The sequence below is a fragment of the Mesorhizobium sp. B263B2A genome (genome assembly GCF_020165775.1).
In the GTDB taxonomy this organism is placed as follows: Bacteria; Pseudomonadota; Alphaproteobacteria; order Rhizobiales; family Rhizobiaceae; genus Mesorhizobium; species Mesorhizobium opportunistum.
In genome coordinates, this window is record NZ_JAIUIU010000003.1 from 122127 (window position 1) to 143545 (window position 21419).

Below are 21419 nucleotides of genomic sequence, written 5' to 3' on the forward strand. Positions count from 1 at the left end.
ATGAGCCTCATTCCCACCATTGGTCTGCCGAAAGGCCGTGCCGGCCAGTTCATCGTCGACGGTGTCGCCGATGGCTATGAAGCCTTCGCGCTGGTGCAGGCCGCGCTAGAGATCGCGCCCGACAAACCGGCATTGTTCGTGGCGCGTGACGGCCAGCGCCTGCCGGCAATCATCGAGGCGTTGTCCTTCGCGGCGCCCGGCCTGCCGGTGCTCGAATTGCCGGCCTGGGATTGTCTGCCCTATGACCGCGTTTCGCCCGGTTCGGATGCCGCCGCCAAGCGCCTCGATGCGTTAACCGCCATGATCGCGCTGGCCAGGAAGCCACACCGCGCCGTCATCCTCACCACCGCCAATGCGCTGCTGCAGCGCATTCCGCCGGCCGAGCTTGTCGAGGCACAGACTTTTCATGCCAGGCCCGGCAACCAGATCGACATGAACGCGCTGGTGTCGCGGCTGGAAACGTCGGGCTTCGAACGCGTGCCGACGGTGCGCGGTATCGGCGAATTCGCCGTGCGTGGCGGCATTCTCGACCTCTTCGCGCCGGGCTGGACCGAGGCGCTGAGGCTCGATTTCTTCGGCGACACGCTGGAATCGATCCGCGTCTTCGATGCCGCTACGCAGCGCACCACCGGCCAGCGCAAGTCGATGGCGCTGCAGGCGATGAGCGAGGTGGCGCTGACGCCCGAAACCATCAGCCGCTTCCGCCGCGCCTATATCGAAGCCTTCGGCGCACCGCAGCGTGATGACGGCCTCTATGCGGCGGTCAGCGAGGGCAGGCGTTTCGCCGGCATGGAGCACTGGCTGCCGTTCTTCTACGAGCGGCTGGAGACCGTGTTCGACTATCTACCGGACACGCCTGTCGTCTTCGACCACTTGGCGCATGAGGCGTTGGCCGAACGCCATACGCTGATTCTCGACCACTACGAGGCGCGCAAGAAGCAGGCGGACGCGGCTTTGAAGGATGCCGTGCCCTACAAGCCGGTGGCGCCGGATCTGCTTTATCTCTCGCCGGAAAACCTGATCGCCTCGCTCGGGCCGCGCGAAGCGATCGACTTCACGCCGTTCGACGCGCCCGATGCCGGCGCCAAAAAGGTCTACCACGCCGGATCACGCCATGGCCGCAGCTTTGTCGAGGAGCGCGCCGATCCGAACGTCAATGTCTTCGACGCCGTCGTCAGGCATATCGCCGATGAGCGCGCGGCACGTCGCCGCGTCGTCATCGCCGGCTGGACCGAAGGTTCCCTCGACCGGCTTGGCCAGATCCTGGCCGAGCATCATCTCGGCAATCTCAAGCAGGTCGAGACGCTTGCCGAAGCCGATCAGCTCGAGCCAGGGCAGGCGGCCTTGGCCGTGCTGCCGCTGGAATCCGGCTTCGAGACCGAAAGGCTGGTCGTCGTCGCCGAACAGGACATTCTGGGCGACCGGCTGATCCGGCGTTCGAAGCGCAAGAAGCGCGCTTCCGACTTCATCGCCGAAGCGTCGGCCTTGTCGGCCGGCGATATCGTCGTCCATGCCGACCACGGCATCGGCCGCTTCATCGGCCTGCGCACCATCGAAGCGGTCGGCGCGCCGCATGACTGCCTGGAAATCCACTATGCCGGCGACGATCGCCTGTTCCTGCCGGTGGAAAACATCGAGCTCCTGTCGCGCTACGGCTCTGACACAGCCGAGGCGACGCTGGACAAGCTCGGCGGCGGCGCCTGGCAGTCGCGCAAGGCGAAGCTGAAGAAGCGTCTGCTCGACATGGCCGGGCAATTGATCCGCATCGCCGCCGAACGGCAGATGCGGGCAGCACCGGCGCTGGTGCCGGCCGAAGGCCTCTATGACGAATTCTCGGCTCGTTTCCCTTACGAGGAAACCGACGACCAGCAGACGGCGATCGACTCAGTCAGGGATGACCTCGGCGCCGGCAAGCCGATGGACCGGCTGATCTGCGGCGACGTCGGCTTCGGCAAGACCGAAGTGGCGCTGCGCGCCGCCTTCATCGCGGCCATGGAAGGGTTCCAGGTCGCCGTGGTGGTGCCGACGACGCTGTTGTCTCGCCAGCACTTCAAGACGTTTTCGCAGCGTTTTTCCGGCCTGCCGATCCGTGTCGCCCAGGCCTCGCGGCTGGTTGGCGCCAAAGAACTGGCGGAAACCAAAAAGGGCATCGCCGAGGGCCAGGTCGACATCGTCATCGGCACCCATGCGTTGCTCGGATCTGCCATCTCGTTCAAGAATCTCGGCCTGCTGATCATCGACGAGGAGCAGCATTTTGGCGTCAAGCACAAGGAACGGCTGAAGGATCTGAAGACCGACGTCCACGTGCTGACGCTGTCGGCGACGCCGATCCCGCGCACGCTGCAGCTGGCGCTGACCGGTGTGCGCGAACTGTCGCTGATCGCCACGCCGCCGGTCGACCGCATGGCGGTGCGCACCTTCATCTCGCCCTTCGATCCGCTGGTCATCCGCGAGACGCTGCTGCGCGAGCGCTATCGCGGCGGGCATTCGTTCTATGTGGTTCCGCGCATCAGCGATCTCGCCGAAATCCATGATTTTCTGCGTGAATCCGTGCCGGAACTGAAAGTCGCCGTGGCCCACGGCCAGATGCCGCCAGGCGAACTCGACGACATCATGAATGCCTTCTACGACGGCCAGTACGACGTGCTTTTGTCGACGACCATCGTCGAATCCGGCCTGGATATCCCGACCGCCAACACGCTGATCATCCATCGCGCCGACATGTTCGGCCTGTCGCAGCTCTACCAGCTGCGCGGCCGCGTCGGCCGCTCGAAAGTGCGCGCCTATGCGCTGTTCACCTTGCCGGCCAATCGCAAGCTGACCGACACGGCCGAGCGCCGGCTGAAAGTGCTGCAGTCGCTCGACACGCTGGGCGCCGGCTTCCAACTCGCCAGCCACGATCTCGATATCCGTGGCGCCGGCAATCTTCTGGGCGAAGAGCAGTCCGGCCACATCAAGGAGGTCGGCTTCGAGCTTTACCAGCAGATGCTGGAAGAGGCGGTGGCCGAGGTGAAGGATTCCGGCGAGGTCCAGGATGGCGGCTGGTCGCCGCAGATCGCCGTCGGCATCGCGGTGATGATCCCGGAAAGCTATGTGCCCGACCTGCAGCTCAGGCTGGCGCTCTACCGCCGTCTCGGCGATCTCGAAAACACCGAGGAGATCGACGCTTTCGGCGCCGAGCTGATCGACCGTTTCGGCCCGTTGCCGGACGAGGTGAAGCATCTTTTGAAGATCGTCTTCATCAAGGCGCTCTGCCGCAAGGCCAATGTGGAAAAACTCGACGCCGGGCCCAAGGGCGTCGTCATCCATTTCCGCAAGCGCGAATTCTCCAATCCGGTCGGTCTGGTCAAGTTCATTGGCGAACAGGGGTCATTGGCCAAGATCAGGCCTGACCACAGTGTCGTCTTCACCCGTGACTGGCCAACGGCCGAGAAGCGGCTTGCCGGCTCCGCGGTCGTCATGACGCAGCTGGCGCGGCTGGTGGAGAAGGCCGCCTAGCCGCCGGCCATCATTCGCCAGCGCTGAAATTCCGGTCTAGAATAGAAAATCGGCTTCGTGTATGGAGCCGCCACCCCTATAGGGGCTGGAAATGGCGGGCGAGGGTGCTTGCCGGAAAGAGCGTTGGGTGCAGCGATGACGAAATGGTCGCCGAATTCGTGGAGAGCAAAGCCGATCAAGCAGGTTCCTGCTTATCCGGATCTTGCTGCGCTGAAGAACACGGAGGCCCAGCTCGCCACCTTTCCACCGCTGGTCTTTGCCGGCGAGGCGCGCAAGCTGAAGAAGCAGCTCGCGGCTGTCGCCGCCGGCGAGGCCTTCCTCCTCCAGGGCGGCGACTGCGCCGAGAGTTTCGCTGAACATGGCGCGGACAATATCCGCGATTTTTTCCGGGTCTTCCTGCAAATGTCGGTGGTGCTGACCTTTGCCGGCGCGCAGCCGGTGGTGAAGGTCGGCCGTGTTGCCGGCCAGTTCGCCAAGCCGCGCTCGTCCGACAATGAGACCAAGGGCGAGGTGACGCTGCCGAGCTATCGCGGCGACATCATCAACGGCATCGAATTCGATCAGAAGTCGCGCATCCCCGATCCCGCCCGCCAGGAAATGGCGTACCGCCAGTCGGCGGCGACGCTGAACCTCCTGCGCGCTTTCGCACAGGGCGGCTATGCCAGCCTGGAGAACGTGCATCGCTGGATGCTCGGTTTCGTCTCTGACAGCCCGCAAGGCGAGAAGTACGAGTCGCTCGCCAACCGCATCACCGAGACGATGGACTTCATGAAGGCCGTCGGCATCACCTCGGAGACCAATTACGCGCTGCGCGAGACCGATTTCTACACCAGCCACGAGGCGCTGCTGCTCGGGTACGAGGAGGCGCTGACCCGCGTCGATTCCACGTCCGGCGACTGGTACGCCACGTCTGGCCACATGATCTGGATCGGCGACCGCACCCGCCAGCCCGACCATGCCCATGTCGAGTATTGCCGCGGCATCAAGAACCCGCTCGGCCTGAAATGCGGCCCGTCGCTGACGCCGGACGGCTTGCTGGAGCTGATCGACCTGCTCAACCCGGACAACGAGCCCGGCCGGCTGACGCTGATCGCGCGCTTCGGTTCCGACAAGGTCGCCGACCATCTACCGAAGCTGGTGCGCGCGGTGCAGAAGGAAGGCCGCAGTGTCGTCTGGTCGTCGGACCCGATGCACGGCAACACCATCGAGGCCGCCGGCTACAAGACGCGGCCTTTCGACCGCATCCTGAAGGAGGTGCAGACCTTCTTCGAGGTGCACCGCGCCGAAGGCACGCATCCGGGCGGCATCCATGTCGAGATGACCGGCAAGAACGTCACCGAATGCACCGGTGGCGCACGCGCCATCACCGCCGAGGAACTGCAGGACCGCTACCACACGCATTGCGACCCGCGCCTCAATGCCGACCAGGCGATCGAACTGGCGTTCCTGGTGTCGGATCTCCTGAAGAAGAGCCATCCGGTGCGGCACAAGCAGGTCGTGAACGGCTGATTGCTGCCCGGCTGGACTGACGCAAAGAAAAGGCGCCTGGGAATCCGGCGCCTTTTCCGTTTGTGGTCAAATATTTGCCGAGCCGACAGGGCGGGATGGAAGGCTTCAGTCCTTCTTGTAGAGAAGCCAACTCTTGCCGGCGCGGCCGGCCATCGTCGAATGCTTGGTGACGCGGTTGCGCCCGCTGACCTTGGAACGGTAAAGCGCCCGGTCGGCCTTGGTGTAGAGGTCTTCCGGGCCATCGGCCTCGGATGCCATGCAGATGCCCATGGAGACGGTGACGGTGCCGTAATTGGCGCCGGTCTGGCTGCTGGTGAACGGCGTCTGCTCGATCAGCGCACGGATGCGCTCCGAGATCTCGTAGGTGGCGTCCTCGCTGGCGCCCTCGATGATCAGCGCGAACTCCTCGCCGCCGGTGCGGGCGACGAACATGTCGCCGCGAATGCTGGTCTGGAAAATCTCGGCGATGATCTGGATGATCTTGTCGCCGACCGGATGGCCGTAGCGGTCGTTGATGTCCTTGAACCGATCGATATCGGCAAGGATCAGGGCATTGAACAGGATGCCCTTGTTGCTGTTGTAGATCCTGGTGATTTCCTTGTCGAAGGCGCGGCGGTTCCAGATTTGGGTCAACGGGTCGGTGTCGGCCAGCCGCTTGTATTCCTCGAGCTTCGACTTGACGCTCTCGAGTTCGGCGGTCTTGTCACGGAGTGTCGATGCGATCTGCCTGCCATGGTCGATCGTCGAACTGGTGGCGACCGACATGGCGTTGGCGATCTTGTGCAGAAGATCCTGGGAGAGCAGGCTGCGGCCGCTCAGACCGCTCGATGTCTCGTCGAGGATCCTGCCGTATTTCTCGATGTGGCTGCGCTCGCTCCGCAAGAGCGATGCGACTTCCTCGAGCTCCCTGGCGATGACGTCCCGCGCATGCTCGACGATGCCGGGGCCATGGTTGTGGGCAAAGAAGGTGCGCCCGATCTGATCCAGCTCATCCTGCGTCGGCCGGCTGCTCAGCGACACGACGGCGAGACTGAGCTCGCGGTTGGTGCCGCTCAACGCCTCGTAGAAAATCTCGTAGTTGCGCGGCAGGCCGAGCACGCCAAGCTGGCGCATGGTCGTGACGACGGTGCTGGCGATATCGGTGTTTCTTTCGGTCTGGGTGGCTGCCGGCTGCATGTCTGATCCACTCTTCCCCTCGGATCCCGGCGAAGATTTGCGGGTCCACTTATCGCCGACATGGGGGAATGCTACCGACATTCCAGAACGAGACGCGAAGAGGCGCGTCCCCACCCGCAACCTTCACACGACATGACCATAGATGCGCCAGCGCTAAAGTTTCCTTAATTCGGATAAAATCCGCAGGTTTTCTCCGGCTGCGGCTGTAAAGGCTTCATCCTGCCACCAACAACAATGCCGGTTCGGCAGCCTGAGTTCGCAGGCCTGTTACGCTGTTGGAGAAACCAAATTTCGGATTTTCTGCACCAGAGCATGTCGCATTTTCTTGCGTGCGGCCGCCGCAAAGCTGGAATCCTGGCGGTGAGGACGATGCCGCGTTTTCGGAGGAGGTTGGAATGAGTGACAGTCACCAGGGATCTTGTCTGTGCGGAGCGGTCCGTTTCCGGACGCGCGGCGCGCTGCGCGGCGTTGTCTATTGTCACTGCTCGCAGTGCCGCAAGCAGAGCGGCCATTTCTACGCCGCGACCAATGTCGCCGACGCCGACATCGTGATCGAAGGTTCGGAAAGCATCACATGGTATGAGGCTTCCTCCTTCGCCAGGCGTGGCTTTTGCAAGGCATGCGGGTCGGTGCTTTTCTGGAAGCGGGGGGATCAAGACTACATTTCGGTCATGGCGGGATCGTTCGACAGGCCGACGGGCCTCAAGGGCGACTGTCATATCTTCGTTGGCGACAAGGGCGACTATTATTCGATCGACGATGGGCTGCCGCAGTTTGAGAAGTCGACGCCATCGATACCTGTCGCTGAATGAATTTTGGACGAGGCGCCTTATTCCATTGATCGGGCCATTGCTTTATCCCGTGCCGGTGATTCGGAGAGGGATTTGGGCATGCAGCGGCTGATCGACGCTTTTATCAATTCGGTGCGGGCGTTTCGCAAGCTGGCCGCCAACGAGAAGGCATTCCAGCAGGAGCTGACGCTCCTTGCGCTCGCCTTGCCGGCAGGGTGGTTCGTTTCCGTCTCGTGGCGCGGTTACGCGTTGCTGATCGGCGCGGTTCTGCTGCTGATCATGGTCGAGGTCTTGAACACCGGCATCGAGGCGGCCTGCGACGCCTTCAGCCGCGAGTTCAATGTCGACATCCAACTGGCCAAGGATTGCGGTTCGCTGGCGGTTCTGATTTCGGTGGTCATCGTCGCCGGCGTCTGGGGCATTGCGCTCATCGAGCGGCTCACCGGCTTTCCCATCTGACCCATCTGCCGTCCGCGACATCACTGCTCGCGGCCGCGCTCCTGCTTGGCGATATGGTGGGCGACCAGCCAGGCAAGTACGGCCACGGCGAGGCCAATGCCAAGTCCGATGAACAGCCGCTCGTGGCGCATCAGCGTCTGGCCGATCAAATGCTCGGCCCCCAGTCCAAAGACATAGCCGATCGAGCTGAACAGCACTGCCCAGATCATCGACGAGATGGCATTGAGGACGACGAAGCGCGGTGCGGCTATGGTCGAAAGGCCGGCCGCGATGCCGCCGACCAGGCGCATGCCGTAGACGTAGCGGTTCGACAGCACGAAGATGTTGGGGTGGGTGTTGAGCAGGCGGTAAGCGCGGCGGAAACCGGGCCGCTCGCGCAGCCTGACGACATGGCGATTGTCGGCGAAACTTCGGCCCAGGATGAAGAAGAAGGTGTCGCCGGCGAAGGCCCCGAGGGCTGCCGCGACAACGGCATGCCACAGCACGAAAACGTCCTGGTGGGCGAAGAAGCCGCCGAGGATGGCAGCACTTTCCCCTTCGGCAACGCAGCCGAGAAAGACGGCAAGCAGGCCATACTGTTCGATGAAATGATGGATCGCGTCGGTCATGAAGCCGACTGTTGCGACAGCCTCTCGTCGATCCGCGTGACGAGATCGGCCAGCCGCGCGATCTCTTCGCGCATGCCGAGGATCTGGCTGTGGCGCAGCTCATCCAGCTTTTCGTGCAGCGCCATGATCTCGATCTCGGCCTTCAGATTGACCTCATAGTCATGGGCGGCATCGATGCGGTCGCGTTCGGTCTGGCGGTTCTGCGCCATCATGATCACCGGCGCCTGCAGGGCGGCGACCATCGACAGCACCAGGTTGAGGAAGATGAACGGGTAGGGGTCGAAGGCGTCGCGCGACAGCAGCCAGACATTGCCGGCGGTCCACAGGGCCAAAAAAGCCAGGAAGGCCAGGATGAAGGACCAGGAGCCGCCGATGCGGGCGATCGTATCGGCAAGGCGGTCGCCGAACGTCTGGTGGAAAGCCACCGCCTTGTTGGTGTCCCTGGAGATCGTGGTGCGCTCGAGCGCCGATTGCAGCACCCGGCTTTCCAACGGGCTGAGGCCGTCCGGCCGACGCTTGAGCCAGCGGTTCGCCAGTTCATCTATCGTTTTGTTCATGGCCATCTCCATCGTCGGTGGAAATAGACGTAGAGGCTGCCGGCCCTGACGGGAAGTGGTACATTCAGCCGGACAGCGAGGGACCGATGGCCGATTTCAAGAAAATTCGTCTGCGCGCGGCAAAACGCAAGGGCGGCGAGGCGGAGCTTGCATCACTGCTGGGGCCTGTGCCCGACAATGCAGCCGTGGCCGACATATCGGACGATCGCATTCTCTCGACCATGGCAGAGCGCGTTTTCGCGGCGGGTTTCGTCTGGCGCGTCATCGAGCAGAAGTGGCCGGGCTTCGAAGAAGCGTTCCTGCGTTTCGAGCCGAAGCGGCTGTTGTTCCAGCCGGACGATTTCTGGCACGAGCTGACTTCCGACCAGCGCATCGTGCGCAACCCGCAGAAGATCAGGTCCGTCCGGGAAAATGCGGCCTTCGTCGAACGCGTATCCGGGGAACATGGCGGCTTCGGCAATTTCCTCGCCGATTGGCCAGCCGATGATCAAGTCGGGCTGATGGCCTATCTCGGCAAGCACGGCAGCCGGCTCGGCGGCAACACCGGCCAGTATTTCCTGCGCTGGCTGGGATGGGACGCCTTCGTCATTTCGGCCGATATGGCCGCAGCCCTTCGCGATGCCGGCCTCGACATCGCCGATAGTCCGACCTCGAAGCGGGACCTCGACAAGATCCAGGCACAGATCAATCGATGGGTGGCGGACACCGGCCTGCCGCGCCGGCACATTTCGCGCATCCTGGCGATGTCGATCGGCGAGAACCATTCGCCGCAGTCGTTGCGCGAGTATGTGGGCGACGATTGAACGCCAAAGCCTGGCCCGAATTGGTCCAAACGAACGCCATTGCGAGGCCAATTCCGCCGCGCTAAACCGGAAAGCATGACCAAGAAGCTCGACATCCTGCGCATCGCGATCGCCCAGCTCAACCCGACCGTCGGCGATGTCGCCGGCAATCTTGCCAAGGCTCGCGAGGCGAGGGCGGATGCCGCGCGCCAGGGCGCCGACCTCGTGCTCTACACCGAACTTTTCCTCGCCGGTTATCCGCCGGAGGATCTGGTGCTGAAGCCGGCCTTCCTGAAAGCCTGTGAGAAGGCCGCGCAGGACTTTGCCGCCGACACCGCCGATGGCGGCCCCGGCGTCATCATCGGCACGCCGCTGAAGCGCAAGAGCGGCACCCACAATTCGATCGTCTTCGCCGATGGCGGCAAGATCATCGCCGAGCGCTACAAGCTCGACCTGCCGAATTACGGCGAGTTCGACGAGAAGCGCGTCTTCCAGGCCGGGCCGGAGATCCAGGGGCCGGTCAACTTCCGTGGCGTGCGGCTGGGCATTCCGATCTGCGAGGACATCTGGGGCGAAGTCGGCATCTGCGAGACGCTGGCTGAAAGCGGAGCGGAAATCCTGCTGGTGCCGAACGGTTCGCCCTACTACCGCGCCAAGATCGATGTCCGCCACCAGGTCGTCATCCGCCAGGTCATCGAATGCGGGCTGCCGATCATCTATGCCAACCAGCTCGGCGGCCAGGACGAACTGATCTTCGACGGCGCGTCGTTTGCCATCGGCGCCGACAAGACGCTCGCCTTCCAGATGAGCCAATTCGAGGACGCGGTCGACGTCACGACCTGGAAGCGCACGGACGACGGCTGGGCCTGCGCGGAAGGGCCGATGTCGAAGATTCCCGAACGGGAAGAGGCAGACTACCGCGCCTGCATGCTTGGCCTGCGCGACTACGTCAACAAGAACGGCTTCAAGAATGTCGTGCTTGGCCTGTCCGGCGGCATCGATTCGGCGATCTGCGCCGCCCTTGCCGTCGATGCGCTCGGCGAGGAGCGGCTGCGCGCGGTGATGATGCCTTACCGCTATACGTCGAAGGATTCGCTGAAGGACGCCGAGGACTGTGCCCGCGCGCTCGGCTGCCGCTATGACATCGTGCCGATTTTCGAGCCGGTCGAAGGCTTCCTGCATGCGCTGACACAGCTTTTCGAGGGCACCAAGGAAGGCATCACAGAAGAAAACCTGCAGAGCCGCGCGCGCGGCACCATCCTGATGGCGATCTCCAACAAGTTCGGCTCGATGGTGGTCACTACCGGCAACAAGAGCGAGATGTCGGTCGGCTATGCCACGCTCTACGGCGACATGAATGGCGGCTTCAATCCGATCAAGGACCTGTACAAGATGCAGGTCTACGCGCTGTCGCGCTGGCGCAACAGCCATGTGCCGCCAGGCGCGCTCGGGCCTTCCGGCGAGGTGATCCCTAAGAACATCATCGACAAGGCGCCGTCGGCGGAGTTGCGCGAGAACCAGACCGACCAGGATTCGCTACCACCCTATCCGGTGCTGGACGACATCCTCGAATGCCTGGTCGAGAACGAGATGGGGGTCGACGACATCGTCGCACGCGGCCATGACCGGGCGACGGTGACGCGCATCGAGCACCTGCTCTACATCGCCGAGTACAAGCGCCGGCAGGCTGCACCGGGCGTGAAGATCACCAGGAAGAATTTCGGCCGCGACCGCCGCTATCCCATTACCAACCGATTCCGGGATCGCGGCTAGTGGATCGATGCCGGATGCGCGTTGGCGGATCAGGCAGGAACGTAGGTCAACCTGATCACGTCATCGTCAATCAGATCGCTGGCCACAAAGCGAAGCGGCGGCCGAGGGCCGGCGAAGAACGGCTTGCCGTGACCAAGCACGACCGGGTGGAAGTAGAGTTGGTACTCGTCGATCAGACCAAGGTCGGTCACGCTTCGGGCAAGGTTGGGGCCAGACAGCGAAATCTCCCCAGCGAGATCAGCCTTCAGCCCACGGATCACCGCCTCGACGTCGTCCTGGACAAGTGTGGCATTGGGGCCGACTGACGTCAGCGAGCGCGACACGACCCATTTCGGTTGGTTTCGCCACGCCGCCGCGAACTCGTGTCCTTCCGCGCTCCACTCGGGACGGTCTTCGTCCCAATAACGCATGACCTCGTACATGCCGCGACCGTACACACTGCCGGCAAGGTCGCGCACTTGCTCAGTCCAGTGACGGAAGAGCGTGGGGCGTGAGGGCATTGCCAGGTGGTCGACGTAACCATCAAGGGACTGGTTCATCCTGAAAATGAGCTTGGCCATGCTGCAAGGTCTCCAACCCGGGCCTTCAGGATAATCCGAGCCACCGTTATGCAGAAGGGAGATCGGAGGCAAACCGTGTGCCGGCGAGCACGCGGCCAAGCGTCCACCAGCCGTTGTTGCAAAATAACCTCAGTGGCTGGACCAGATACACTTTCGGGCATGGGTCGGTCTTGGCGATGCGTCAGGCTGTCACTATAAGGACCGTTCCGCGATTCATTTGCGGGAGGTCCGAATGGCAGTATTTCAGATGGTAATGCGAGGCCGCGAAGCTTAGGTCTCATCCGGCGCTCCGCGAGGGTCTGTCTCTCGTGCCGAAGCCGGATCGAGCTCAGGCTTATGCCGATGCCGGTCGCCGCCCTCCCGAGGGCTCGACGCCAATATGCCACTCCGCATCCCGGGCACCATCTGCCCCAGCGCGGCTTTTCAATTTTCGACCTTACTGGGATCGGGCTCGTTTGCGCCCGAATGACATCATGGCTCGTTTTAAGATCGATCTGCGCGCGAGCGCCTTTCGCAACGTTCTTGGCTTCACGCTCACTCATTGGCGGCGCCAGCCATGGCGGCTGTCGCTCATCATGGGCGGTTTTCTGCTGTCGACGCTGGCCGATGTGCTGACGCCGCTCTATTCCGGCCGGCTGGTCGACGCCGTCGCCAGCAGCGCCGGCGCGGATGCCATTGCCTGGAATGCCGCGATGACGGCGTTTTCCGTCCTGATGGCGCTCGCTCTGACCGGCGTCGTGCTGCGCAACCTGGCCTTCATGGGAATCGTCGAGCTGACGCTGAAGATGATGGCCGACATCGCCGCCGACGCCTTCCATCGCGTCCAGCGCTTTTCCACCGACTGGCACGCCAACTCCTTTGCCGGCTCGACGGTGCGCAAGGTGACGCGCGGCATGTGGGCGCTCGACCTGCTCAACGACACGATCCTCATCGCGCTGCTGCCGTCGGTCGTCATGCTCGTCGGCTCGACGTTGCTGCTTGGCTGGTTCTGGCCGCTGATGGGTGCGGTCGTCGCGGCAGGCTCGGTGCTGTTCATCATGGTGACGGCGATGCTGTCGCTCGGCTATGTCGCGCCGGCGGCAAGGCTTGCCAACACCTGGGACACGCGCCTCGGCGGATCGCTGGCCGACGCGGTGAGCTGCAACGCCGTGGTCAAGGGCTTTGGCGCCGAGGAGCGCGAGGAGCACCGCCTCGCCAAGGTGGTTGCCAAATGGCGTGCGCGCACGCGGCGCACCTGGGTGCGCGGCACCATCAACGGCACCACGCAAGGGGCGCTGCTGCTTATCATGCGCGCCGCGGTGATCGGCCTGGCGCTGATGCTGTGGTCGTGGGGGCAGGCGAGTGCCGGCGATGTCGCCTTCGTGCTGACCTCGTTCTTCGTGCTGCAGGGCTATTTGCGCGATATCGGCACGCATATCCGCAATCTGCAGCGCTCGATCAACGACATGGAGGAACTGGTCGATTTCCAGTCCGAGCCGCTCGGCATCGAGGACCGGCCCGACGCCAGGCCGATCCGGATCACGCAAGGGGCGATCGGCTTCGACAACGTCACCTTCCATTATGGCAGCCACCGGTCGCCGCTCTATCGCGACTTCTCGGTCGACATCGGACCGGGTGAACGTGTGGGGCTGGTCGGCCATTCGGGGTCGGGCAAGACGACTTTCGTCAAGCTGATCCAGCGGCTCTACGATGTGAACGCTGGAAAGATCCTGATCGACGGCCAGGATATCTCGCAGGTGGCACAGGCATCGCTGCGCGGGCAGATCGCGATCGTCCAGCAGGAGCCGATCCTGTTCCACCGGTCGCTGGCCGAAAACATCGCATATGCCAGGCCAAGCGCGACGCAGGATGAGATCGAGCATGCCGCACGCCTGGCGAGCGCGCACGACTTCATCACCAGCTTGCCGAAGGGGTACGGCACGCTGGTGGGCGAGCGCGGCGTGAAACTGTCGGGCGGCGAGCGGCAACGCGTGGCCATCGCACGTGCCTTCCTCGCCGATGCCCGCATCCTGATCCTGGACGAGGCGACATCGAGCCTCGATTCGGAATCGGAGGTGCTGATCCAGCAGGCGATGGAACGGCTGATGGTCGGCCGCACCACGCTGGTCATCGCGCACCGGCTCTCGACGGTGCGGGCGCTCGACAGGCTGCTGGTCTTCGATCGCGGCAAGATCGTCGAGGAAGGCTCGCATGACGAGCTGATCCGGCTGAAGGGCGGCATCTACCGCCGCCTGTTCGAGCGCCAGGCGCTTGAACTGACCAAGGGGCTGGTCGTTTGACCAGAAGGGGCCTCCGGCTTCGGCTGGAGGTCCCTCTCAGGCATCGGTCAGCCGGAGCGACGTACGCGGCATCTTTTGCGGCCCCGGTTTCGAGGCGTTTTGTTTATAACGCAGGCCGAGACACGTTGTTTCTACCGGGTCGCGGCACTCTTCCTGGCCAAGTTTCGCCGGCGGCGTCACCTCCGCGATCGCGCGATCGGCCGAGTATATGAGGGAGATCTATCTCGACCCTGCTGGCCAGTCGGGTGCGATGGTCCGCTCTCGAATTGCCGAGGTCACGGAAGCGGTCCGCTCCGGCGACATCTTTATCGGTGGGCTGATGGGCGATCGCTGGACCCGGCTCGGTTCCGACGATTTCGGCCACTGATCGGCTTCGACGACCTGTTCGCCGGCACCGTCCCTCCACGAGTTGACCTGCGGCGTCAGGGAAAGGCCGTCTATCTGCCGCCTGGGGCGCACGCCACCCCGGTCTTTTCATTGCTTGCGCCATGTTCTATGTCTGCCGCACGGCGCGGGGGCGCATCTTGTCAATCACCAAGGCATCCGGTACGCCCCGCTCATGACAGTTACCGTTCGTTTCGCTCCGTCACCGACCGGCCGCATCCATATCGGCAATGCGCGCACCGCTCTGTTCAACTGGCTGTTTGCGCTCAACAACAAGGGCCGCTTCATCCAACGCTTCGACGACACCGACATCGCCCGCTCGAAGCAGGAATTCTCCGACGCCATCCTCTACGACCTGCATTGGCTGGGCATTTTCCCGGATGCCACCGAATATCAGTCGCGGCGCTTCGAGATCTATGACGCGGCGGTCGAGCGGCTGAAGGCGGCGGGCGTTCTCTATGCCTGCTACGAAACGCCGGAGGAACTCGATCTCAGGCGCAAGGTGCGCCGCACGCGCGGCCTGCCGCCGGTCTACGGCCGCGAGGCCTTGACGCTGACGCAGGAGCAGGTGGCCGAATACCAGGCCGACGGCCGACGGCCGCACTGGCGCTTCCTGTTGCCCAATTTCTCCGGCGATCCGCTGCAGCCGGAGCGTACCGAGATCCATTGGAACGACCTGGTGCGCGGTGAGGAAACGGTTGACCTGGCCTCTCTGTCAGACCCGGTCCTGGTGCGCGAGGACGGCACCTATCTCTACACGCTGCCTTCCGTCGTCGATGACATCGAGATGGGCATCAGCCATGTCATCCGCGGCGACGACCACGTTACCAACACGGGCGTCCAGATCGCCTTGTTCCGAGCATTGGGTGCTGAACCTCCGGTATTCGGCCACCACAATCTGTTGACCACCGTCTCGGGCGAGGGGCTGTCGAAGCGCACCGGCGCGCTCTCCATTGAAAGCCTGCGCGAGGATGGCATCGAGCCGATGGCGGTTGCTTCGCTCGCCGTGCTGGTCGGCACTTCGGAAAATGTCGCTGCCGCGCACGACCTCGGCGAACTCGCCGGCCACTTCGACCCGGCCGCGACGTCGAAATCATCGGCCAAGTTCGATCCGGACGAGCTTTTCGTGCTCAACCGCGTGCTGCTGCACCATATGCCGTTCGATGAAGCGCGCGACCGGCTGATGGTGCTTGGCATTTCAGGCGAGCAGGCCGAGCCGTTCTGGCTGGCGGTGCGCGGCAATCTCGACCGGCTGGCGGATGCCGTGGCCTGGTGGCGGATCCTGCGCGAGGGGCCGCAAGAGAAACCCGAATTTTCCACGGACGACCGCGATTTCCTTCACCAGGCATTCGATGTCCTGCCTGAAGATCCCTGGAGCGGGACGGTCTGGAAGGATTGGACGGGCAAGATCAGGGAAGCGACCGGGCGCAAGGGCAAGGCATTGTTCATGCCGCTGAGGCTTGCCCTTACCGGGCTGCCTTCGGGGCCGGAGCTTGCAGATCTATTGCCGCTGATGGGTCGGGAAGGAACGCTGGCCCGACGACCCTGATCTTGCGCTGCTCCGGCGGCAAGGCGGACACGGGCGACGTCACCGGCTTGGCGGACAGACGCTTGATGGCTTCGCGGTCGAGCCCGCCCTCCATATTCGCCAGGGTCTCCGGATCCGCGCCCGGATCGGGCTTGGAAGGCGGAACCGGGATGAACGGTGCCGCCTCGGTCTCGGGTTGGGATTGCTGAGGGGCGGGCGGGTTGCCGCCGATGATCTGGAAATTCTGCGCGGCATTGCAACCGCATGCCGGCGGCCGCGCCACGTTGGACTGCTTGTAGAGATAGGCGGTCGGCAATTCGCTGTAGGGCCTGCCGGTGACCGATGACGTCATCGACGCCGAATCGTCGTCCATGCCGCGCGAATAGAAAACCTGCATCTCGGTGCCGGGGCAGCTCGATTCGCAATTCTTCTGGTCGCGCTCGAAGTCGCTGGTCGAGGCGGCGTTCGACATGGGGAAGAAATAGCCGTCGCAGGTGCGCACGCAGGTGGTGTGGAATTCACCGCCGGTGCCCGGAAAGTCCGGAATGTCGGGCCGGTTCAGGACGCGGCTTACACCGCGCTCCTCGTCTGCATCGCCAGGCTGGTTCCTCGTATCGTCAAGCTGGTCCGATCTGCCGCCCTGCCGGTTGTCGCCGCCGAAAAGCTGCTCGAACAGGTTTGCGTTGCCGTCTTCACGGCTTGCTTCCCGCAAGGGTTCCCGGCGCGGCGCAACCGGGTCGTCGCGGCAGCCATTGGCGTCGAGCGCGGCCAGGATGCGGCCACGGTCGCGGCGCGATCCGCCGCCGCCGGCGAGCTGTGCTCGCTTGGCCTGCAGGCTGTCGAGATTGGCGTTCATGCGGTCGATGGTGGCGTTGAGGCCGGCGCATTGGTTGACGTTGCGGGAAAACAGCGAAAACCCGCACCCGGCGCCGTTCGCCTGGCCGCGAGCTTTTGAAATCTGCTCACGCTGCCGTTCGATCGCGGCGTCGTATTTGCGGATCATTGCCGGACCGCCGCCACCGCCGCGCGAGGCAGCGGCAAGATCGGCTTCCAACTGGCGGCAAACCCGAGAGGCAGCCTGCGGCTCGGTGATTGTGGCGCCGGACAGCAAAAGGCCAAGCAGCACGGCAGCATGCGCCTGCTTCAACCCTCCGACTGTCATCCGTCCAACTCCGCCTGATCGTCCGCAAGGCTATCGTATTCGCGGTTAACCGTAATTTACTGCGAAAGCTGCGTTCCGCCCAGATCGACGATCGCCTGTGCCTTGTGCGCGGCTTCGACGACGGCAAGCGCGGTCATGTTGACCACGCCGCGCGACGTGACCGAAGGCGTCAGGATATGCGCCGGCTTGTCGGTGCCGAGCAGGATCGGCCCGACATGCAGCGCATCCATCATGGCACGCAGCGCCGTCAGCGTGATGTTGGCCGAATCGAGGTTCGGGAAGACCAGGAGATTGGCTTCGCCCTTCAGCCGCGAATGCGGATAGACGCGCTGGCGCAGATGCTCCGACAAAGCGGAATCGGCATGCATTTCGCCGTCGCACTGCAATTCCGGCGCGATGCGCGCCAGGATCGCCGCTGCCTGCCGCATCTTGAGCGCGCTCGGCGAATCGCGCGAGCCAAAATCCGAATGCGACAGCAATGCCGCCTTCGGCTCGATGCCGAAGCGCTGGATCTCCTCGGCGGCCAGCACGGTCATCTCGGCGATCTCCTCGGCGGTCGGGTCGACGGAGACGTGGGTGTCGGTGAGGAAGATGATGCCGCGCTGCGAGATCAGCATCGACAGCGTCGACAAATCGTAATCCTTGATGCCGGCGCGCGGCCCGATGATCAGCGTCACGTTGCGCAGATGCCGCTCGAAGCGCCCTTCGAGGCCGCAGACCATGGCGTCGGCATCGCCGCGCTTCAGCGCCAGTGCGGCGATCACCGTATTATCGGTGCGCACCATGGTGCGCGCGGCCTCCGTCGTCACGCCGCGCCGGCCGGCGAGCTCGATCAGGAGGTCGACATAGTGGCGATAACGCGGATCGTCTTCCGGGTTGATCAGTCCGAAATCGACACCCGGTTTGATGCGCAGGCCGTAGCGCTTCAGCCTGACTTCGATGACATGCGGACGGCCGATCAGGATCGGTTCGGCAATGCCTTCCTCGAGCACCACCTGGGCGGCGCGCAGCACGCGCTCATCCTCGCCGTCGGCGTAGATGACGCGCTTGGCGCTCGAGGCCTTGGCGGACGAGAACACCGGCTTCATCACCAGGCCGGAGCGGAAGACGAACCGGTTGAGCTTGTCGATATAGGCGGCGAAATCGGTAATCGGCCGTGTCGCGACGCCGGTGTCGCAGGCCGCCTTGGCGACCGCCGGTGCGATGCGCAGGATGAGCCTGGGATCGAAGGGCGAGGGGATCAGGAAATCGGGTCCGAAGATCGGCGTCTCGCCGGAATAGGCGCGCGCGGCGACGTCCGAAGGCTCTTCGCGGGCAAGGGCCGCGATGGCGCGGACCGCCGCCATCTTCATCTCCTCGTTGATGGCGCTGGCGCCGCAGTCCAGCGCACCACGAAAGATGTAGGGGAAGCAGAGTACGTTGTTGACCTGGTTGGGAAAATCGGACCGGCCCGTGCAGATCATCGCGTCGGGGCGCGCCGCGCGCGCAAGCTCCGGCATGATCTCCGGATTGGGATTGGCAAGCGCCAGGATCAGCGGCTTCGGCGCCATGTGCTGGAGCAGTTCCGGCTTCAGCACACCGGCGGCCGAAAGGCCGAGGAAGACGTCGGCGCCCGCAATAACGTCGGCCAGCGTGCGCGCCTCGGTATCCTTCACATAGGGGTCTTTCCAGCGGTCCATCTCGTCGGTGCGGCCCTTGTAGGCGACGCCGAAACGGTCGGTGACCCAAATATTTTCGACGCGCACGCCGAGCGAGACCAGGAGGTTGAGGCAGGCGAGGGCCGCGGCACCGGCGCCGGAGGTGACGACCTTGATGTCCGAAATGGTCTTGCCGGCGAATTCCAGCCCGTTGAGCACGGCGGCGGCGACGATGATGGCGGTGCCATGCTGGTCGTCGTGGAACACCGGTATCTTCATGCGCGCCTTGAGCCGTTCCTCAACCTCGAAACACTCCGGCGCCTTGATATCCTCGAGGTTGATGCCGCCGAAGGTCGGCTCCAGGGCGGCGACCGTTTCGACCATGCGCTCGATTTCGGGCGCGTCGATCTCGATGTCGAAGACGTCGATGCCGGCGAATTTCTTGAACAGGACCGCCTTGCCCTCCATGACCGGCTTGGACGCCAGCGGGCCGATATTGCCGAGGCCGAGCACGGCCGAGCCGTTGGAGACGACGCCGACCAGGTTGGCGCGCGCCGTATAGTCGGCGGCGGTCGCCGGATCGTCGCGGATCTCCAGGCAAGGGGCCGCCACGCCAGGCGAATAGGCGAGCGCCAGGTCGCGCTGGTTGCCGAGCGGCTTGGTCGCCTGGATTTCGAGCTTTCCAGGCGTCGGGTGCTTGTGGAAGTAGAGGGCGGCTTCGTCGAGGTCCGAACGTGCCGTTTTCTTGCTCTCGCCAGTCATTCCGGCCCTCCCTGCGCTCTGCCTGCGACCCTTCTTAGCATGCGGCCGCGGTTTTTCGAGACGCCAAATGACGCAATCGCGGATCACATTGGCGAGACAGGAATAGCTGATTTATTTCAGCCGCTTGGACAGGGTTTCTTCCGCGTTGCGATTGTCGGGGCTCAGAACGCGCTGACGTAGAGGCCGCCATCCACTGGAATGTTCTGCCCGGTCAGGTAGCCGGCATGGACCGAGCACAGGAAGGCGCAGATCTGGCCGAATTCCTCGGGCGTGCCGAGCCGCTTGGCCGGCACGTCGGCGCTGATGCGGGTCTTGCGCGCCGCCGCCGCCGCGGGATCCTCGACGGTGCCTGCCTCATGCGGGCCGCGCAGCCGGTCGGTATCGAGCTTGCCCGGCAGCAGGCTGTTGATGGTGACGTTGCGGTCGATCACCGTGCGCGCCCCGCCGGCGAGGAACGAGGTCAGGCCGGCGCGCGCGCCCGACGACAGGTCGAGGCCGGGGATGGGGACGTAGACCGACAGCGAGGTGATGTTGACGATGCGGCCGAAGCCACGTTTGGCCATGCCGTCGATGACGGCCTGCACCAGCTCGATCGGTGTGACCATGTTCTGGGTGACACCTTCGAGGATCTTGCCGCGATCGAGTTCGCGGAAATCGCGCAATGGCGGGCCGCCATTGTTGTTGACGAGAATGTCGGGCTCAGGGCAGGCGGCAAGCAGTGCCTTCTGCACTTCGGGTTTCGAGACATCACCGACGACTTCCGAGACCGTCACGCCGTAGCGCTCGCGCAGCTCGGCGGCGGTTTTCGCCACCAGTTCGGCGTTGCGTCCGTTAACGACGATGTCGCAGCCGGCCTCGGCCAGTGCCATGGCGCAGCCTTTTCCAAGTCCCTTGCTGGAAGCGCAGACGATGGCTTTCTTGCCGCGAATACCGAGATCCATGACGATTTCTCCTGTGATTTGGCCGGCAGGCTAGCTCTTAGGCTGGCCCAATCGCAACCGTCATACGGTTGTTGCATGAATCGGGGCATAGGCTGCGCGAAAGCAACGGTGAAACGCGATGTCCGGCCAAGAGCCCCGCACCTTCCGCAGCATGTTCATTTCCGATGTCCATCTCGGCTCGAAAGCGGCCAAGGCCGAATTCCTGATCGATTTCCTTCGCTATCACGACGCCGACATCATCTATCTGGTCGGTGACATCGTCGACGGCTGGCGGCTGCGGCGGAGCTGGCACTGGCCGCAAAGCCACAACGACGTCGTGCAGAAATTGCTGCGCAAGGCGCGCAAGGGCGCCTCGATTACCTATATCGCCGGCAATCACGATGAGTTTGCCCGCCAGTTCCAGGGCGTGCATTTCGGCGGCATCGTCGTTGCCGACCGCGCCATCCATGAGACCGCCGACGGCAGGCGCCTGCTGGTCATCCATGGCGACCAGTTCGACACCGTCGTCCACAACCAGCGCTGGCTCGCCTATCTCGGCGACCATGCTTACGACGCGGCCATGCAGGTCAACCGTGTCATCACGCGTCTGCGCCAGCTGCTCGGCCTGCCTTACTGGTCGTTCTCGTCCTGGGCCAAGGTCAAGGTCAAGAAAGCGGTAAACTTCATCGGTTCGTTCCAGACCGTGCTCAGCGAGGAAGCGCGGCGTTCGCATGTCGACGGCGTCATCTGCGGCCACATCCACCACGCCGCGATCGAGAACTATGGCGATGTGCAGTACATCAACACCGGCGACTGGGTGGAGAGCTGCACGGCGGTGGTCGAACATTTCGACGGCCGCATGGAAATCCTGACCTGGGCGCATGTCCTGCCTGAAGCGCCGGACGAGCCTTTCATCCCGATGCTCATCGAAGATCGGGTCGGGCAGGCGGCCTGACACGGAATTCACGGCGGCTTTCAGCGTTAATCGGTTAGTCCAGCCGGTTTCGCCTGGTTTTCCGCCATGTTAAGGGATC

17 protein-coding genes are annotated in these 21419 nt (G+C 63.7%); 10 read left to right on the top strand and 7 right to left on the bottom strand.

The genetic code is table 11. The annotated features are described in order from the left end of the window. Both mfd and LB568_RS07855 read left to right on the top strand, forming a co-directional pair. Positions 1-3498, top strand: a complete 3498-nt coding sequence (gene mfd, locus LB568_RS07850) for a transcription-repair coupling factor (RefSeq protein WP_224729786.1) — start codon at positions 1-3, stop codon at positions 3496-3498. 135 nt (positions 3499-3633) lie between these two features. Beyond that, positions 3634-5007: a class II 3-deoxy-7-phosphoheptulonate synthase gene (locus LB568_RS07855; protein WP_140569275.1), complete on the top strand. Its 1374-nt coding sequence runs from the start codon at positions 3634-3636 to the stop codon at positions 5005-5007. A gap of 105 nt (positions 5008-5112) precedes the next feature. Here the strand turns inward: LB568_RS07855 and LB568_RS07860 are convergent, their stop codons facing one another. Beyond that, complete coding sequence (locus LB568_RS07860) at positions 5113-6183, bottom strand: GGDEF domain-containing protein (RefSeq protein WP_224729787.1); 1071 nt, start codon at positions 6181-6183, stop codon at positions 5113-5115. 395 nt (positions 6184-6578) lie between these two features. On the opposite strand from LB568_RS07860, the gene LB568_RS07865 reads away from it, so the two are divergent. After that, positions 6579-6995, top strand: a complete 417-nt coding sequence (locus LB568_RS07865; RefSeq protein ID WP_013895234.1) for a GFA family protein — start codon at positions 6579-6581, stop codon at positions 6993-6995. Between the two features lie 78 nt (positions 6996-7073). Beyond that, positions 7074-7433 (top strand): diacylglycerol kinase, encoded by a 360-nt coding sequence (locus LB568_RS07870; RefSeq protein WP_013895235.1) that lies wholly within the window; start codon positions 7074-7076, stop codon positions 7431-7433. 20 nt (positions 7434-7453) lie between these two features. Here LB568_RS07870 and LB568_RS07875 read toward each other — a convergent pair whose 3' ends face one another. Together LB568_RS07875 and LB568_RS07880 are read right to left on the bottom strand one after the other, a co-directional pair. After that, positions 7454-8041, bottom strand: a complete 588-nt coding sequence (locus LB568_RS07875; RefSeq protein ID WP_140569278.1) for a DedA family protein — start codon at positions 8039-8041, stop codon at positions 7454-7456. Then, complete coding sequence (locus tag LB568_RS07880; protein ID WP_140569280.1) at positions 8038-8598, bottom strand: DUF1003 domain-containing protein; 561 nt, start codon at positions 8596-8598, stop codon at positions 8038-8040. The genes LB568_RS07875 and LB568_RS07880 overlap by 4 nt, the downstream gene beginning before the upstream one ends. 86 nt (positions 8599-8684) lie before the next feature. On the opposite strand from LB568_RS07880, the gene LB568_RS07885 reads away from it, so the two are divergent. Both LB568_RS07885 and LB568_RS07890 read left to right on the top strand, forming a co-directional pair. Next, positions 8685-9401 carry a DNA-3-methyladenine glycosylase I gene (locus LB568_RS07885; protein ID WP_140569282.1) on the top strand — a complete coding sequence of 239 codons (717 nt, stop codon included), beginning with the start codon at positions 8685-8687 and terminating at the stop codon, positions 9399-9401. Positions 9402-9476: 75 nt separating this feature from the next. After that, complete coding sequence (locus LB568_RS07890; RefSeq protein ID WP_013895239.1) at positions 9477-11153, top strand: NAD+ synthase; 1677 nt, start codon at positions 9477-9479, stop codon at positions 11151-11153. A 29-nt stretch (positions 11154-11182) separates the two neighbouring features. On the opposite strand, the gene LB568_RS07895 is transcribed toward LB568_RS07890, so the two are convergent. Further along, on the bottom strand, positions 11183-11713 hold the full coding sequence (locus LB568_RS07895) for a dihydrofolate reductase family protein (RefSeq protein WP_023780578.1): 531 nt from the start codon (positions 11711-11713) through the stop codon (positions 11183-11185). Positions 11714-12186: 473 nt separating this feature from the next. On the opposite strand from LB568_RS07895, the gene LB568_RS07900 reads away from it, so the two are divergent. From LB568_RS07900 to gltX, 3 genes are all read left to right on the top strand, one after another. Then, the gene (locus LB568_RS07900) at positions 12187-13992 is read left to right on the top strand and encodes an ABC transporter ATP-binding protein (protein ID WP_224729788.1); all 1806 of its coding nucleotides are present in this window, start codon (positions 12187-12189) and stop codon (positions 13990-13992) included. A 208-nt stretch (positions 13993-14200) separates the two neighbouring features. After that, a complete protein-coding gene (locus tag LB568_RS07905; protein ID WP_167313527.1) occupies positions 14201-14359 on the top strand; it encodes a hypothetical protein in 159 nt (52 codons plus the stop codon). A gap of 192 nt (positions 14360-14551) precedes the next feature. Continuing rightward, a complete protein-coding gene (gene gltX, locus LB568_RS07910; RefSeq protein ID WP_013895243.1) occupies positions 14552-15925 on the top strand; it encodes a glutamate--tRNA ligase in 1374 nt (457 codons plus the stop codon). Here gltX and LB568_RS07915 read toward each other — a convergent pair. From LB568_RS07915 to LB568_RS07925, 3 genes are all read right to left on the bottom strand, one after another. Further along, positions 15843-17066: a DUF2865 domain-containing protein gene (locus LB568_RS07915; RefSeq protein ID WP_013895244.1), complete on the bottom strand. Its 1224-nt coding sequence runs from the start codon at positions 17064-17066 to the stop codon at positions 15843-15845. The two genes, gltX and LB568_RS07915, sit on opposite strands and share 83 nt — an antisense overlap. 56 nt (positions 17067-17122) lie before the next feature. After that, positions 17123-19465 carry an NADP-dependent malic enzyme gene (locus tag LB568_RS07920; RefSeq protein WP_224729789.1) on the bottom strand — a complete coding sequence of 781 codons (2343 nt, stop codon included), beginning with the start codon at positions 19463-19465 and terminating at the stop codon, positions 17123-17125. 161 nt (positions 19466-19626) lie between these two features. Then, positions 19627-20406: an SDR family oxidoreductase gene (locus LB568_RS07925; protein ID WP_224729790.1), complete on the bottom strand. Its 780-nt coding sequence runs from the start codon at positions 20404-20406 to the stop codon at positions 19627-19629. Between the two features lie 118 nt (positions 20407-20524). Between LB568_RS07925 and LB568_RS07930 the strand changes: the two genes are divergently transcribed. Beyond that, positions 20525-21340, top strand: coding sequence for a UDP-2,3-diacylglucosamine diphosphatase (locus LB568_RS07930; protein WP_013895247.1), 816 nt, complete (start codon positions 20525-20527; stop codon positions 21338-21340). Positions 21341-21419 lie beyond the last annotated feature (79 nt).

What these genes read in the sequence shown, in the direction of transcription:
- mfd (WP_224729786.1), top strand. Translation starts at nt 1, where the DNA reads ATGAGCCTCATTCCCACCATTGGTCTGCCGAAAGGCCGTGCCGGCCAG.
- LB568_RS07855 (WP_140569275.1), top strand. Translation starts at nt 3,634, where the DNA reads ATGACGAAATGGTCGCCGAATTCGTGGAGAGCAAAGCCGATCAAGCAG.
- LB568_RS07860 (WP_224729787.1), bottom strand. Translation starts at nt 6,183, where the DNA reads ATGCAGCCGGCAGCCACCCAGACCGAAAGAAACACCGATATCGCCAGC.
- LB568_RS07865 (WP_013895234.1), top strand. Translation starts at nt 6,579, where the DNA reads ATGAGTGACAGTCACCAGGGATCTTGTCTGTGCGGAGCGGTCCGTTTC.
- LB568_RS07870 (WP_013895235.1), top strand. Translation starts at nt 7,074, where the DNA reads ATGCAGCGGCTGATCGACGCTTTTATCAATTCGGTGCGGGCGTTTCGC.
- LB568_RS07875 (WP_140569278.1), bottom strand. Translation starts at nt 8,041, where the DNA reads ATGACCGACGCGATCCATCATTTCATCGAACAGTATGGCCTGCTTGCC.
- LB568_RS07880 (WP_140569280.1), bottom strand. Translation starts at nt 8,598, where the DNA reads ATGAACAAAACGATAGATGAACTGGCGAACCGCTGGCTCAAGCGTCGG.
- LB568_RS07885 (WP_140569282.1), top strand. Translation starts at nt 8,685, where the DNA reads ATGGCCGATTTCAAGAAAATTCGTCTGCGCGCGGCAAAACGCAAGGGC.
- LB568_RS07890 (WP_013895239.1), top strand. Translation starts at nt 9,477, where the DNA reads ATGACCAAGAAGCTCGACATCCTGCGCATCGCGATCGCCCAGCTCAAC.
- LB568_RS07895 (WP_023780578.1), bottom strand. Translation starts at nt 11,713, where the DNA reads ATGGCCAAGCTCATTTTCAGGATGAACCAGTCCCTTGATGGTTACGTC.
- LB568_RS07900 (WP_224729788.1), top strand. Translation starts at nt 12,187, where the DNA reads ATGGCTCGTTTTAAGATCGATCTGCGCGCGAGCGCCTTTCGCAACGTT.
- LB568_RS07905 (WP_167313527.1), top strand. Translation starts at nt 14,201, where the DNA reads ATGAGGGAGATCTATCTCGACCCTGCTGGCCAGTCGGGTGCGATGGTC.
- gltX (WP_013895243.1), top strand. Translation starts at nt 14,552, where the DNA reads ATGACAGTTACCGTTCGTTTCGCTCCGTCACCGACCGGCCGCATCCAT.
- LB568_RS07915 (WP_013895244.1), bottom strand. Translation starts at nt 17,066, where the DNA reads ATGACAGTCGGAGGGTTGAAGCAGGCGCATGCTGCCGTGCTGCTTGGC.
- LB568_RS07920 (WP_224729789.1), bottom strand. Translation starts at nt 19,465, where the DNA reads ATGACTGGCGAGAGCAAGAAAACGGCACGTTCGGACCTCGACGAAGCC.
- LB568_RS07925 (WP_224729790.1), bottom strand. Translation starts at nt 20,406, where the DNA reads ATGGATCTCGGTATTCGCGGCAAGAAAGCCATCGTCTGCGCTTCCAGC.
- LB568_RS07930 (WP_013895247.1), top strand. Translation starts at nt 20,525, where the DNA reads ATGTCCGGCCAAGAGCCCCGCACCTTCCGCAGCATGTTCATTTCCGAT.